Origin of the sequence: Streptomyces sp. NPDC046860 (genome assembly GCF_040645115.1) — a bacterium.
In the GTDB taxonomy this organism is placed as follows: Bacteria; Actinomycetota; Actinomycetes; order Streptomycetales; family Streptomycetaceae; genus Streptomyces.
Window position 1 is genome coordinate 20,616 of the sequence record NZ_JBEYXQ010000014.1, and the last position, 14,056, is coordinate 34,671.

At 72.9% G+C, this 14,056-nt stretch carries 10 protein-coding genes; 5 read left to right on the forward strand and 5 right to left on the reverse strand.

Going from position 1 to position 14,056, the window contains the following annotated elements:
- Positions 1 to 150 precede the first annotated feature (150 nt).
- Positions 151 to 918, forward strand: coding sequence for a response regulator transcription factor (locus tag ABZ898_RS20520; protein ID WP_361660590.1), 768 nt, complete (start codon positions 151 to 153; stop codon positions 916 to 918).
- On the opposite strand, the gene ABZ898_RS20525 is transcribed toward ABZ898_RS20520, so the two are convergent.
- A complete protein-coding gene (locus ABZ898_RS20525) occupies positions 877 to 1,374 on the reverse strand; it encodes a MarR family transcriptional regulator (protein ID WP_361660593.1) in 498 nt (165 codons plus the stop codon). The two genes, ABZ898_RS20520 and ABZ898_RS20525, sit on opposite strands and share 42 nt — an antisense overlap.
- Positions 1,375 to 1,463: 89 nt before the next feature.
- Here ABZ898_RS20525 and ABZ898_RS20530 point away from each other — a divergent pair, with 89 nt between their 5' ends.
- Positions 1,464 to 2,255 (forward strand): trans-aconitate 2-methyltransferase, encoded by a 792-nt coding sequence (locus tag ABZ898_RS20530; protein WP_361660596.1) that lies wholly within the window; start codon positions 1,464 to 1,466, stop codon positions 2,253 to 2,255.
- Here the strand turns inward: ABZ898_RS20530 and ABZ898_RS20535 are convergent.
- Both ABZ898_RS20535 and ABZ898_RS20540 read right to left on the reverse strand, forming a co-directional pair.
- Positions 2,252 to 2,929 carry a TetR/AcrR family transcriptional regulator gene (locus tag ABZ898_RS20535; RefSeq protein ID WP_161146734.1) on the reverse strand — a complete coding sequence of 226 codons (678 nt, stop codon included), beginning with the start codon at positions 2,927 to 2,929 and terminating at the stop codon, positions 2,252 to 2,254. The genes ABZ898_RS20530 and ABZ898_RS20535 overlap by 4 nt on opposite strands.
- Positions 2,926 to 3,921, reverse strand: coding sequence for an acyl-CoA desaturase (locus ABZ898_RS20540; protein WP_361660599.1), 996 nt, complete (start codon positions 3,919 to 3,921; stop codon positions 2,926 to 2,928). Before ABZ898_RS20540 ends, ABZ898_RS20535 begins: the two co-directional genes overlap by 4 nt.
- Before the next feature lie 327 nt (positions 3,922 to 4,248).
- On the opposite strand from ABZ898_RS20540, the gene ppc reads away from it, so the two are divergent.
- The gene (ppc, locus tag ABZ898_RS20545) at positions 4,249 to 6,981 is read left to right on the forward strand and encodes a phosphoenolpyruvate carboxylase (protein ID WP_361660602.1); all 2,733 of its coding nucleotides are present in this window, start codon (positions 4,249 to 4,251) and stop codon (positions 6,979 to 6,981) included.
- 65 nt (positions 6,982 to 7,046) lie between these two features.
- Here the strand turns inward: ppc and ABZ898_RS20550 are convergent, their stop codons facing one another.
- Positions 7,047 to 7,532: a hypothetical protein gene (locus ABZ898_RS20550; RefSeq protein WP_361660604.1), complete on the reverse strand. Its 486-nt coding sequence runs from the start codon at positions 7,530 to 7,532 to the stop codon at positions 7,047 to 7,049.
- Positions 7,533 to 7,728: 196 nt separating this feature from the next.
- On the opposite strand from ABZ898_RS20550, the gene ABZ898_RS20555 reads away from it, so the two are divergent.
- Together ABZ898_RS20555 and ABZ898_RS20560 are read left to right on the forward strand one after the other, a co-directional pair.
- Positions 7,729 to 8,943, forward strand: coding sequence for a hypothetical protein (locus ABZ898_RS20555; RefSeq protein WP_361660607.1), 1,215 nt, complete (start codon positions 7,729 to 7,731; stop codon positions 8,941 to 8,943).
- The gene (locus ABZ898_RS20560) at positions 8,940 to 13,493 is read left to right on the forward strand and encodes a hypothetical protein (protein WP_361660610.1); all 4,554 of its coding nucleotides are present in this window, start codon (positions 8,940 to 8,942) and stop codon (positions 13,491 to 13,493) included. Before ABZ898_RS20555 ends, ABZ898_RS20560 begins: the two co-directional genes overlap by 4 nt.
- Here the strand turns inward: ABZ898_RS20560 and pth are convergent.
- Entirely contained in the window at positions 13,450 to 14,052 is a 603-nt protein-coding gene (gene pth, locus ABZ898_RS20565; protein ID WP_361660613.1) for an aminoacyl-tRNA hydrolase, read from the reverse strand. The genes ABZ898_RS20560 and pth overlap by 44 nt on opposite strands.
- Between the last annotated feature and the right edge of the window lie 4 nt (positions 14,053 to 14,056).

Below are 14,056 nucleotides of genomic sequence, written 5' to 3' on the forward strand. Positions count from 1 at the left end.
TACGGCGCTCGCGGTGGGGGTAGCAGTTTCCGCGACGGCGGCGGCCGCGCGGTTCGCCCTCGCTGCCGCGGGTGCCGTGCCCGTGAGCCGTCGTCGTTCTCCGGACCTGGGTGACCCCTGCTCCGTGCGGAGCGTGGGGAAGGGGGTTTCGTGGTTCGCATCCGAGTGCTGGTCGTGGACGACCACCGCATCTTCGCCGAGTCACTCGCCGCGGCGCTCGCCGCCGAGCCCGACGTGGAGGTGTCCGCCGCGGGCAGCGGCCCGGCCGCGCTGCGCTGCCTGGAGCGCGCCGCCACCGAGGGCCGCCGCTACGACGTCCTGCTCGTGGACGCCGACCTCGGCCGGGTGCTGCCCGGCGGCCGGGCGGCGGTGCCGGTGCAGGCGGGCGACGCGGAGGGGCTGGTCGACGGCATCTCGCTGGTCGCCGGGGTGCGCTCGGCGCAGTCCGGGGTGCGCACGGTGGTCCTCGCGGAGAAGGACGACCCGCACCGGGCCGCTCTCGCGCTCCAGGCGGGCGCCTCGGGCTGGGTCGCCAAGGACTGCTCGCTGTCCCGGCTGCTCACCGTGATCCGCGGGGTGCTGCGGGACGAGACGCATCTGCCGGCCGCGCTGCTCACCGGGGTGCTCAAGGAGCTGACGGCCGCGCGCAAGCACCGCAGCGAGAGCGAGCGGCTGGTGCAGTCGCTGACCCCGCGCGAGCGGGAGGTGCTGCGCTGCATGGTCGCCGGGCTCGGGCGCAAGGCGGTCGCGGAGCGGCTGTTCCTCTCCCCGCACACCGTGCGCACCCATATGCAGAACGTGCTGGGCAAGCTGGGCGTGCACTCCACGCTGGCGGCCGTGGCGCTGGCCCGTCGGGCCGGGGTGGGGCCGGTCGACCTAACCGGGGACGTTGTCGAACGGGGCGGTCAACTGGCGTAGCAGTCCGGCCAGTTCGCCGCGCTGGGCGCGGGACAGCTCACTGAGGATGGCCCGCTCCTGGGCCAGCAGGCCCGCCAGCGCCTCGTCGGCGCGGTCCCGGCCGGTGGCGGTCAGCCGCACCAGCACGCCGCGCCGGTCGCTGGGATCGGGCAGCCGCTCCACCAGGCCCTTCTTGGCGAGCCGGTCGATCCGGTTGGTCATCGTGCCCGAGGTGACGAGCGTCTGGGTGAGGAGCTGGCCGGGGGAGAGCTGGTACGGGGTGCCGGCGCGGCGCAGCGCGGTCAGCACGTCGAACTCCCAGGGCTCCAGCTGGTGCTCGGCGAAGGCGAGCCGGCGGGCGCGGTCGAGGTGCCGGGCCAGCCTGCTCACCCGGCTCAGCACTTCCAGTGGTTCCACGTCGAGGTCCGGGCGCTCCCGGCGCCATGCTGCGACCAGCCGATCGACCTCGTCCTCCATGGAGATCAGTGTAGTGGTTGTGTCGACGTGAAGTCTCTTGATGCCAAGTATCTTGACATCGAGACAACCGGACCGGGAAGGTGGACGCCATGACGACACCCGCCTGGGACCCCGCCCAGTACCTCCGTCACTCCGGCCACCGGCTGCGTCCGTTCGTGGACCTCCTCGCCCGTGTCCCCGGCCTGCCCGCCGAGCGGCCCCGGATCGCCGACCTCGGCTGCGGCCCCGGCAACGCCACCGCCCTGCTCGCCGAACGCTGGCCCGCCGCGAGCATCACCGGCTACGACAACTCGCCCGAGATGCTGGAGCGCGCCCGCGCGGAGCACACGGGGCTGGACTTCGCCTTCGCCGACGCCCGCACCTGGACGCCCGAGGGACCGCACGACCTGCTCCTGTCCAACGCCACCCTCCAGTGGGTGCCGGGCCACCTCGACCGGTTCGCGGACTGGACCGGCGCGCTCGCACCGGGCGGGGTGTTCGCCTTCCAGGTGCCGGACAACACCGACGCCCCGCTGCACGCCCTGATGCGCGAACTGGCCGCCACGCCCCGCTGGGCGTCCCGCCTGGCCGGCGTCCTGCGCGACCCCGGCTCCGTGCACGCCCCCGGCGTCTACCTGGACCGCCTGGCCGGCCTGGGCTGCGCCGCCGACGTCTGGCAGACCACGTACCAGCACGTCCTGCCCGGTGCGGACCCCGTGCTGGACTGGGTCAAGGGCACCGGCCTGCGCCCCGCCCTGAGCGCGCTGGCGGACGACCCGGAGGCGCGGGACGCCTTCGTCGGCGAGTACCGCGAGCTGCTCCGCGAGGCGTACCCGGCCACCCCGTACGGCACGGTCCTGCCCTTCCGCCGCCTGTTCGCGGTGGCGGTGAAGGGGGCCTAGTTCTTGCGGTGCCCTATCAGGCGGGGCTTCTGTTCCAGGCCGTCCAGGCCGTGCCAGGCGAGGTTGACCAGGTGGGCGGCGACCTCGGCCTTCTTGGGGCGGCGGACGTCCAGCCACCACTGGCCGGTCAGGGCGACCATGCCGACCAGGGCCTGGGCGTAGAGCGGGGCGAGCTTGGAGTCGAAGCCCCGGCTCTTGAACTCGCGGCCCAGGATGTCCTCGACCTGGGTGGCGATGTCGGAGATCAGCGAGGCGAAGGAGCCCGTGGACTGCGGGATCGGGGAGTCGCGGACGAGGATGCGGAAACCGTCCGTGTACTCCTCGATGTAGTCCAGCAGCGCGAACGCGGCCTGCTCGCACAGCTCACGGGGGTGGCCGGCGGTCAGCGAGCCGGTGACCATGTCCAGCAGGCACCGCATCTCCCGGTCCACCACGACCGCGTACAGCCCCTCCTTGCCGCCGAAGTGCTCGTACACCACCGGCTTGGAGACCCCGGCCTTGGCCGCGATCTCCTCCACGGACGTGCCTTCGAAGCCCTTCGCCGCGAAGAGGGTCCGGCCGATCTCCAGCAACTGCTGGCGCCGCTCCGCACCGGTCATACGGGTCCGGCGGGTCCGTCGCGTCTTGTCGTTGCTCGAGGTGCTGCTGGAGTCGGTGGCCACGCCGTCAATCATGCCGCCTTCGCCGCGGCCTTCCCGCGCCGGGACGAGCCGTCCCCGTCGGCGCGGCGCGAATCGATACGCGAGCGTGACGGCCAGCGCACGTCATAGGCCCAGCCGAGCTTCTCGAACCAGCGGATGATCCGGGCCGAGGAATCGATCTGCCCGCGCTCCACACCGTGCCGCGCGGAGGTCGGGTCGGCGTGGTGCAGGTTGTGCCAGGACTCGCCGCAGGACAGCACCGCCAGCCACCACACGTTGCCCGAACGGTCGCGCGACTTGAAGGGGCGCTTGCCCACCGCGTGGCAGATGGAGTTGATCGACCACGTCACGTGGTGCAGCAGGGCCACCCGCACGAGTGAACCCCAGAAGAACCCGGTGAAGGCGCCCCACCAGGACATCGTCGCCAGCCCGCCGATCAGCGGGGGCAGCAGCAGCGAGACGGTCGTCCACAGCGCGAACTGGCGGGAGATCGCCCGCAGGGCCGGGTCCCGGACCAGGTCCGGCGCGTACTTCTCCTGCGGCGTCTGCTCCTCGTCGAACATCCAGGCGATGTGGGCCCACCACAGGCCCTTCAGCAGCGCCGGGAGCGTCTCCCCGAACCGCCACGGCGAGTGGGGGTCGCCCTCGGCGTCGGAGAACTTGTGGTGCCTGCGGTGGTCGGCCACCCAGCGCACCAGCGGCCCCTCCACCGCCATCGACCCCATGATCGCCAGGGCGATCCTGAGCGGCCGCTTCGCCTTGAAGGAGCCGTGGGTGAAGTAGCGGTGGAAGCCGATCGTGATGCCGTGGCAGCCCAGGAAGTAGAAGAACACCATCAGGCCCAGGTCGAGCCAGCTCACCCCCCAGCCCCACACCAGCGGCACCGCCGCCAGCAGGGCCAGGAAGGGCACGACGATGAAGACGAGCAGCGCGATCTGCTCGATCGAACGCTTCTGTTCGCCTCCCAGCGTGGCGGAGGCGCCGCCCTGGGTCTCGTCGATCACATCGGAACTACTGGAGGTCATGCGCGTCCCCTGTGGGGTCGAGGGCGGGGGTCGAGACGGCGCCGGAGAAGCCGGGACCGTACGGGAGCGGACGGTACGGAAGGGACCGTACTTCCCTACGGTTGCGTAACCTACGGCGTCGTAAGTATGGCAGCGTGTCGGACGGCGGCAAGAGCCCGACAACCTGCGCGTCCAGCGGGCCGCCTATCCTGGGAACCGGTCGGACAGCGCGGTCCGCTCTGTTTACTTCCCGGACGTTCCGGCCGGTATGCGGCGATTCGCCGCGTGATGGATGGGGTGTCCGGTTTCTCTCCCGGATGAGCTTCAACACCGCAAGGAGCCGCACCTGTGAGCAGTGTCGACGACCAGACCACCACGAACGGCCAAGCGCTGCGCGCCGACATCCGGCGCCTGGGCGACCTGCTGGGCGAGGCCCTCGTCCGCCAGGAGGGGCCCGAGCTGCTGGAGCTGGTCGAGAAGGTCCGCAGCCTCACCCGCGAGGACGGGGACGCCGCGGCCGAGCTGCTGCGCGGCACCGAGCTGGAGACCGCCGCCAAGCTGGTGCGCGCCTTCTCCACCTACTTCCACCTCGCCAACGTCACCGAGCAGGTGCACCGCGGCCGCGAGCTGCGCGCCCGCCGGGCCGCCGAGGGCGGACTGCTCTCCCGCACCGCCGACCGGCTCAAGGACGCCGACCCCGAGCACCTGCGCGAGACGGTCCGCAACCTGAACGTGCGGCCGGTGTTCACCGCCCACCCCACCGAGGCCGCCCGCCGCTCGGTCCTCAACAAGCTCCGGCGCATCGCCGAGCTGCTGGAGACCCCCGTCCTCGACTCCGACCGCCGCCGCCACGACGTCCGGCTCGCCGAGAGCATCGACCTCGTCTGGCAGACCGACGAACTGCGCGTGGTCCGCCCGGAGCCCATCGACGAGGCCCGCAACGCCATCTACTACCTCGACGAGCTGCACGCCGACGCCGTCGGCGACGTCCTGGAGGACCTCACCGCCGAGCTGGAGCGGGTCGGCGTCACCCTGCCCGCCGACACCCGCCCGCTGACCTTCGGCAGCTGGATCGGCGGCGACCGCGACGGCAACCCCAACGTCACCCCCCAGGTCACCTGGGACGTGCTGATCCTCCAGCACGAGCACGGCATCAACGACGCGCTGGAGATGATCGACGAGCTGCGCGGCCTGCTCTCCAACTCCATCCGCTACACCGGCGCCACCCAGGAACTCCTGGACTCCCTGGCGGCCGACCTGGAGCGCCTGCCGGAGATCAGCCCCCGCTACAAGCGGCTCAACGCCGAGGAGCCCTACCGGCTCAAGGCCACCGCGATCCGCCAGAAGCTGGAGAACACCAAGCAGCGCCTGGCCCGCAACATCCCGCACGAGGACGGCCGCGACTACCTCGGCACCGCCGAGCTCCTCGCCGACCTGCGGATCATCCAGACCTCCCTGCGCGAGCACCGCGGCGCCCTCTTCGCCGACGGCCGCATCGACCGCGTCATCCGCACCCTGGCCGCCTTCGGTCTCCAGCTCGCCACCCTCGACGTCCGCGAGCACGCCGACGCCCACCACCACGCCCTCGGTCAGCTCTTCGACCGCCTCGGCGAGGAGTCCTGGCGCTACGCCGACATGCCCCGCGAGTACCGCGCCAAGCTGCTCGCCAAGGAGCTGCGCTCGCGCCGCCCGCTCGCCCCGAGCCCGGCCCCCGTCGACGCGGCCGCCGAGAAGACCCTGGGCGTCTTCCAGACGGTCAAGCGGGCCCTGGAGGTCTTCGGACCCGAGGTCATCGAGTCGTACATCATCTCGATGTGCCAGGGCGCCGACGACGTGTTCGCCGCGACCGTGCTGGCCCGCGAGGCCGGACTGCTCGACCTGCACGCCGGCTGGGCGAAGATCGGCATCGTGCCGCTGCTGGAGACCACCGACGAGCTGAAGGCCGCCGACACCATCCTGGAGGACATGCTCTCCGACCCGTCCTACCGGCGCCTGGTCGCGCTGCGCGGGGACGTCCAGGAGGTCATGCTCGGCTACTCCGACTCCTCCAAGTTCGGCGGCATCACCACCAGCCAGTGGGAGATCCACCGCGCCCAGCGCCGGCTGCGCGACGTCGCCCACCGCTACGGCGTGCGGCTGCGCCTCTTCCACGGCCGCGGCGGCACCGTCGGCCGCGGCGGCGGCCCCTCCCACGACGCGATCCTCGCCCAGCCCTGGGGCACCCTGGAGGGCGAGATCAAGGTGACCGAGCAGGGCGAGGTCATCTCCGACAAGTACCTGATCCCCTCCCTCGCCCGGGAGAACCTGGAACTGACGGTCGCCGCCACCCTCCAGGCGTCCGCCCTGCACACCGCACCCCGCCAGTCCGACGAGGCCCTCGCCCGCTGGGACGCGGCCATGGACGTCGTCTCCGACGCCGCCCACACCGCATACCGCCGGCTCGTCGAGGACCCCGACCTGCCGAACTACTTCCTCGCCTCCACCCCCGTCGACCAGCTCGCCGAACTGCACCTGGGCTCGCGGCCCTCCCGCCGCCCCGGCTCGGGCGTCTCGCTCGACGGCCTGCGCGCCATCCCGTGGGTGTTCGGCTGGACCCAGTCCCGGCAGATCGTGCCCGGCTGGTTCGGCGTCGGCTCCGGCCTGAAGGCCCTGCGCGAGACCGGTCTCGACACCGTGCTCGGCGAGATGCACGAACAGTGGCACTTCTTCCGCAACTTCATCTCCAACGTCGAGATGACCCTCGCCAAGACCGACCTGCGCATCGCCGAGCACTACGTCGACACCCTCGTCCCCGACGAGCTGCGCCACGTCTTCGACACCATCAAGGCCGAGCACGAGCTGACCGTCGCCGAGGTGCTGCGGGTCACCGGGGAGAGCGAACTCCTCGACGCCCAGCCCGAGCTGCGGCAGACCCTGGGCATCCGCGACGCCTACCTGGACCCGATCTCCTACCTCCAGGTCGCCCTGCTCAAGCGCCAGCGCGACGCGGCCGCCGCCGGCCAGGAGCCCGACCCCACCCTCGCCCGCGCCCTGCTGCTCACCGTCAACGGTGTCGCCGCGGGCCTGCGCAACACCGGCTGAGCGCGGACCGGAACACCGGTGCCCCCGGAAACCCACAGGGTCCGGGGGCACCGCCGTACCGGGGCTCAGGACAGCACGAAGGCCGCCGTCAGCAGGGCCGCGCCCGCTCCCGCCAGCACCCAGGCCAGGCGGGTCAGCCGCATCCCGCCCGCGACCACCACCGACGCCAGCAGCAGCGCCCCGCCCAGCGGCAGCCAGGCCAGCAGGACCCCCGAGACCCCGGCGCGCACGGCGAGATCCGTACCGGGCTCGATGACGACGTCGTAAGCGTGGTCCTCGCGCACCGCCACCGACCGGCCGATCTCCACCGACCCGCGCGCCACGCCGCCCGGCGACAGCGGCTTGAAGGTGCCGCCGCAGCGCTCGGGCCGGCAGTCCGTCACCGTCAGCGTGCCGCGCTCGCGGCCCTTGGGGAGCATCGCGTGCTGGGCGGTGCCCCAGGACCCCCACACCCCGGCGAACAGGATCAGCGCGGCGAACAGGCCCATGAGCACGGTGCGCCCCAGCCGGACGGCGGACCCCGGACGCGCGGAACTCGCGGAGGCAGGCATGGCCCGGATCATTGGCCATACCTCCACGGCGGGTCAACTCGGCGGTGGGCGGCCGGGCCGGACACGTCCCGAAACGCGTGCTTACCTGCCCGACCGGTTCGCCGGAACCCGCACGAGAGGGCCGTTCAGGGGACAACTTGCCTAAGATGAAAGACAGGTGAACCCACGCGGTACTTGGGACAATCGGGGGAGAGCGATGAGTGCGCTGCTGTTCGTCCACGGCACCGGGGTCCGGCAACCCGCTTACGGCGAGACCCTGGAACTGCTCCGCGCCGAACTGGCCGTGATCGCCCCCGGCGCCCGGGTGCACGACTGCTACTGGGGCGACACCTTCGGCGTCCCGGCGGGCGTCGGCACCGCCGCCCTCTCCGCGGCCCCCGCCCCCGAACCCCCGGTGGACGAACCGGCCGCCGAGGAGGAACTCACCCCCGACGACCGCCGCGCGGTGGTCTGGGGCGCCCTCTACGACGACCCGCTCGCCGTGCTGCGCCGCCCCGCCGACGACGGACAGGGCCTCGGCGCACCCGCGTTCGGCGACCGCTCGGGCCCCGAGGTCGAACACCGCGCCCGCGCCCTGGCCGAGGACCCGCCCGAGCGCCTCGTCCAGCTCCTCGACCTCGCCGGCGGCCGCACCGCCTTCCACGCCTCCCTCACCGCCGTCCTCGACAGCGAACCCGGCCGCGACGCCCTCACCCACGGCCTCGGCCCCGGACAACTGCCCCAGGCCGTCGCCACCGCCACCGTCGCCCACCTCCTCGGCGGCGCCCTGCGCCGGGGCACCCCCGTGCTGTGGACCACCGACCGGCGCGACGAGGCCGTACGCGTCATCACCGGCGAACTCGGCGGCCAGGCACGCGGCATCGGCCTCGGCGTCCTCCTGCTGCACGGCTGGGCCGCCCACCGCTTCGGCGTCATGCGGGCCGTGGAGAAGCGACGCGCCTGGCTCATGACCCGCGTCCACCCGCAGGCCGGCGACATCCTCAAGTACCTCGCCCGGGGCGAGGCCCTGCGCACGTTCATCAAGGACCGCGTCACCGCCGTCGCCCGCGAACACGGCCCCGTGACCCTCCTCGCGCACAGCCTCGGCGGGATCGCCGCCGTCGACCTGCTCGCCCAGGAGGAACTGCCCGGCGTCCACCACCTGGTCACCGTCGGCTCCCAGGCCGCCCACCTCCACGAGATCGGCGCCCTGCCCGGCCTCGCCCCCGGCAAGCCCCTGCCCGAACACTTCCCCGCCTGGACCAACGTCTACGACGCCCGCGACCTGCTCGGCTTCCCCGCCGAACCCGTCTTCCCCACCCGCGTCACCGACCTCGAACTCAGCAGCGGCCAGCCCTTCCCCGCCGCCCACAGCGGCTACTTCCCCAACCCCGAGGTCCACCGCCTGCTCGGCCGCCTCCTCGGGGCATGACCGCCGCCCTCGAAGGCGTCGACCCGCTCGCCACGTACGCGATCCTCGTCGGCATCGAGAAGTACGAGAACGACGCCTACCTGCCCACCCTGCACGACAGCCCCGCCGCCGACGCCCTCGCCCACGCCGGCTGGCTGCGGGCCAACGGCGTGCCCGCCGAACAGATCCGGCTGTGCCTGTCGGTGGAAGAAGCCCGTCAGGAGAGCGTCGAGGCCGAGGCCGCCGCGCTCGGCATCGAGGTGCGCGGCGCCACCCAGGCCGACATCTGGGCCGTCCTCGCCAACGAACTCCCCACCTGGAAGGGCGACCTGCTCTGGCTGGCCTGGAGCGGCCACGGCAGCCTCGACCCCGGCGCCGGCGAGCAGTACCTCTTCTACGCGGACGCCATCCGCTTCCGCGAGTACACCCTGTCCACCGAGAACCTCCAGGACACCCTGCTGCACAACCCCCTCTACACCGGCATCCCCCGCACCGTCCTCCTCGTCGACGCCTGCCGCCAGTACCTGCCCGGCTTCACCGGCGCCGGCGGCTTCCGCTTCCCCTCCCCCACCCAGCACAACGCCGGCTCCCGGCTCATGAGCCTGTACGCCACCCAGGACGGCGCCACCGCCTCCAACGGCCGCACCGGCGCCGGAGGAGCCTTCACCACCGCCCTCATCGCCGAACTCACCGCCGCCACCGCCTGGCCCCCCGACCCGCAGACCCTCATCGACCCCGTCCGCGCCCGCCTCACCGCCGACCGCACCCGCCAGACCCCCTACCTCGACGCCCGCCACTGGGACGGCGACCGCCGCGGCTGGGGCCGCACCACCCCGCGCCACGCCGCCGTCCTCACCCACGACCAGGCCCTGCACCGCATCGGCCGCAAGGGCCGCTACCTCAGCGACGACCACCTCCCCTACGTCGCCCCCGAGGACCCCCGGCACCCCGCCGCCCCCGCCAACCTCCTCGACCGGCTCGCCGACCCGCCCACCACCGAGTTCGGCGACCCCGTACGCGGAGTCCTGCTCACCGCCCCCTGGGGCGCCGGCAAGACCCGCACCTGCCTGGAGACCGCCAAACTCGCCCGGGAACAGGGCTGGCACGTCCTGCACATCGCCCAGCCCGAAGGCCGCGACGGCGCCACCCGGCTCCTCGTCGACGACCTCCTCGCCGAGATCCGCGAGGACACCGAGGAAGACCCCGAACGCCGCTTCCTCCTCGTCTTCGACTACCTCGACAGCCAGCGCTACCTCGACCTGCGCGCCCTCGCCGACGCCCTCGGCGCCGAGGACCCCGACGGCAGCCGCATCGCCTGCCTCGCCTCCGTACGACCCGGCGCCCTCGACCTCGTCCACCAGCGCGGCTCCCAGGAACTCTTCGAGGAGACCCCGCTCGCCACCGACGACCTCGACCAGCGCGCCGTCGCCGCCAGCATCTTCGAACGCGTCGCCCCCCGCGCCCTCGAAGCCTGGGGCCCCACCCGCATGGCCCGCGCCTGCGGCACCCGGCCCGTCCTCGCCCTGCTGCACGCCCTCGCCGTCGAGAAGAACCTCGAACGCCTCCTCGCCGACGGCGACACCGCACCCGGCGACCAGCGCCTCGAACCCACCGCCGCCCGCTCCGAGACCCTCCTGCACTGGCTCAACCGCCGCACCGGAGAAGGACTCACCGTCCCCGGCGACCCCAAGGAAGAGCGCGCCCTGCTGCTCGCCGTCACCGTCGCCGCCCTCGCCTGCACCCAGCCCCGCGACGCCGTCGAGAACGCCGTCGACCGCTGCCTCACCCGCACCGGCACCGCCTTCGACGACGGCCAGAGCGTCGTCAACCGGCTCGTCGCACTCGGCTGGCTCCTGCCCACCACCGACCTGCCGGACTCGGTGGAACTCATGCACGACATCGTCGCCGAGGCATTCCTCCAGCAGACCTGCCTGCCCCGCGCCGTCGCCCTGCACGCCGCCTCGCTCAACCAGCTCCTCGAAACCTTCCTCGGCGACCTCCCCTCCTTCCGCCGCGCCGTCGAACACATCGGCCGCTGGGCCAAGGAACTCGAACCGGACCGGCAGCGCGAACTCGTCCGCGCCTGCACCACCTGGACCGCCGACCGCGCACCCGCCCTCGTCGACATGCTCGTCACCGACCCCCACGACGGCATGCGCGCCCTGACCGCCATGGTCTCCGACACCCCCTGGCGGCACGGCGTCACCGAAGCCTGGGACACCGTCGTCCTCCCCTGGATGGACCGCGCCGGCGACCCCGCCCTCGTCCGCACCTTCCTCACCGACGCCGTCCGCAACACCCTGCGGCCCCCCAAGAACCTCCTCGACTGCGCCCGCACCTGGCTCGACGCCCACATCACCACCGCGCCGGACTCCCTCGCCCTCATCAACGTCCTCGCCCGCGTCCCCGACCTCCCCGACAGCCACCGCGCCGACCTCGACCGGCTCACCCTCACCTGGCTGCGCGAACACGGCGACACCCCCGAAGCCCGCGACCGGCTCGTCGCCCTGCTCCAGCACGACGGCCACAGCCCCACCGTCCAGGCCGCCGCCCAGCGCACCGCCATCGCCCTCGCCCACCGGCTGCGCGACGACCTCCCCACCGGCGAACTCCTCACCGTCCTCACCCACACCACCACGGCCGACGACGAGGGCTGGTCCGTCCTCACCGAATCCCTCCACGACTGGCTGCGCCACCACACCACCCGCGAACGCGCCGTCTCCCTCTACGTCGTCGCCCTGCGCCACGCCGGACTGCCCTCCAGCAAGGCCGAACACCTCGCCAAACTGGGCGTCCGCTGGCTCGGCGGCCACGCCCGCAAATCCGTCGCCGGCCGCCTCCTCACCGTCCTCCTCGACCGCTCGGACATCCCCGCCCGCCAGGTCGGCGACGCCACCCTGCACGCCCACACCTGGCTGCAGCACCACGGCACCCGCAGAGGCGCCTCCTTCGTCCTGGCCCGCCTGCTCAACCAGGCCCGCACCGGCATCCCCGTCGCCCCCGGACACACCGTCGCCCACACCCTGAGCTGGCTCGACCGCTACGCCACGGACACCGCGGCCGACTACGTCCTGCGCCTCGCCCTGCGCATCCCGGCCACCGCCACCGCCGAGCTGACCGCCGAAGCGGCCGCCGACCGCACCTTCGAACACGCCCTGACCTGGATAGACCGCCACAGCGCCCACTCCGCCGACACCCAGGTCCTCGTCTACCTCCTCAGCCGCACACCCGACCTGACGGAACACCAGCTGGAGCGGGTCACCGCCGCGGCCCTGCGCCGGCTCAAGCGCCCCCACCCGCCCGAACTGAGCGACCGCCACCTCTTCAAGCAGCTCCTCAAACGCGAACCACAGTCACCCGAGACCGAGGAACTCCTCCACACCTCCGCCCTGGCATGGCTCGACCTGCACGGCGAAAGCCCCGAAGCCGCCTACGTGCTGCCCTCGCTCACCGGCCGCGCCCGCTACCTCGAACGCCCCGACGACCTCGCCGTGGCCGTCGACCGCGCCCTCGACTGGCTCGACCTGCACCACACCATCCCCACCGCCGGCCGCGTCCTGCGCATCCTCCTCATGTGCCAGGGCGTCACCACCGCCACCCGCGACGCCGCGACCGTCACCCAGCAGTCCTTCGAACACACCCTCGCCTGGTACGACGCCCTGCCCGTCCCGGACGACGACCCCGGCGCCCTCGCCAACCTGCTCCAGCCGCTGCACAGCATCGCCCCGCGCGGCGGCGAACTCTCCCCCGAACAGGCCGAACGCGCCGCCCGCCACGTCATCGCCTGCTTCCGCGGCCAGCACCGCGGCCCCGACACCGGCGAATGGCGCTACGCCCTCGACGGCGCCCTGAAATACCCGCCCCTCGAACCCGACACCGAGACCGCACTCGTCCGCACCGCGAAGAAATGGCTCGGCCACCGCCACGACCAGCTCGTCCTCGCCGACACCTTCACCCTCACCCCCCTGCTCGGCAGGCTCCGCGAAGCCCCCGAACCCGACGGCGCCATCCTCCGCGTCAGCCTCGGCTGGCTGAAGCGCTTCGGCCGCAGCCCCGAAGCCACCTTCCTCCTGCACCACCTGCTCAACACGACGGCACTGCCCCGCGAGACCCTCGACACCGCCCTCGGCCACGCCGTGATCTGGCTGCGCGCCCACGGCACCCTGCCCGGCGCCTCCTACGTCATCGCACCCGTCCTCACCCACCTCAGAGAACGCGGCGGCTCCGACCGGGGCGCCGTCGACCACGCCCTGGAATGGCTGCGCGCCAACCCCCGCACCGAGGACAACCCCCAGCACGACGAGAGCACCTGGCGGGTCCTGAGCACCGTCGCCGGCCACCCCGCCGCCACGCCCCACCACCCCGAACTGCGCGAGCGCGCCCGCGACTGGATCGCCACCGGCTCCGGCACCGGCAAGCGCAACGCCGTACTCGCCGAACTCCTCGGCCTCAAGACCACGCAGGACGGCAGCGGCGGCACGGATGACGAAGGCGCCCTGGGGGCCACCCCCGAGGACGCCCCCGACCCTACGAGTTGTACGCCGACTGAGCCCGCTCCAGCCCCTCGGTGACCAGACACTCCACCGCGTCCGCCGCCCGGTCCACGAAGTAGTCCAGCTCCTTGCGCTCCGCCGACGCGAAGTCCTTCAGCACGAAGTCCGCGACCTGCATCCGCCCCGGCGGCCGGCCGATCCCGAACCGCACCCGGTGATAGTCCGGACCCATGGCCTTCGTCATCGACTTCAGCCCGTTGTGCCCGTTGTCACCGCCGCCCAGCTTCAGCCGCAGCGCCCCGTAGTCGACGTCCAGCTCGTCATGGACCGCCACCACCTGCGCGAGCGGCACCTTGTAGAAGTCCCGCAGCGCGTTCACCGGACCGCCCGACAGATTCATGTACGACATCGGCTTCGCCAGGATCACCCGACGGCTCGCCGGACCCACCGGACCGATCCGGCCCTCCAGCACCTGCGCCTGCGCCTTGCCCGCCCGCTTGAACTTCCCGCCGATCCGCTCCGCGAGCAGATCCACCGCCATGAAACCGACGTTGTGCCGGTTCATCGCGTACTCCGGCCCCGGATTACCGAGCCCGACCACCAGCCAAGGGGCGCTTTCGGGGGTGCTCACGACCACGTCT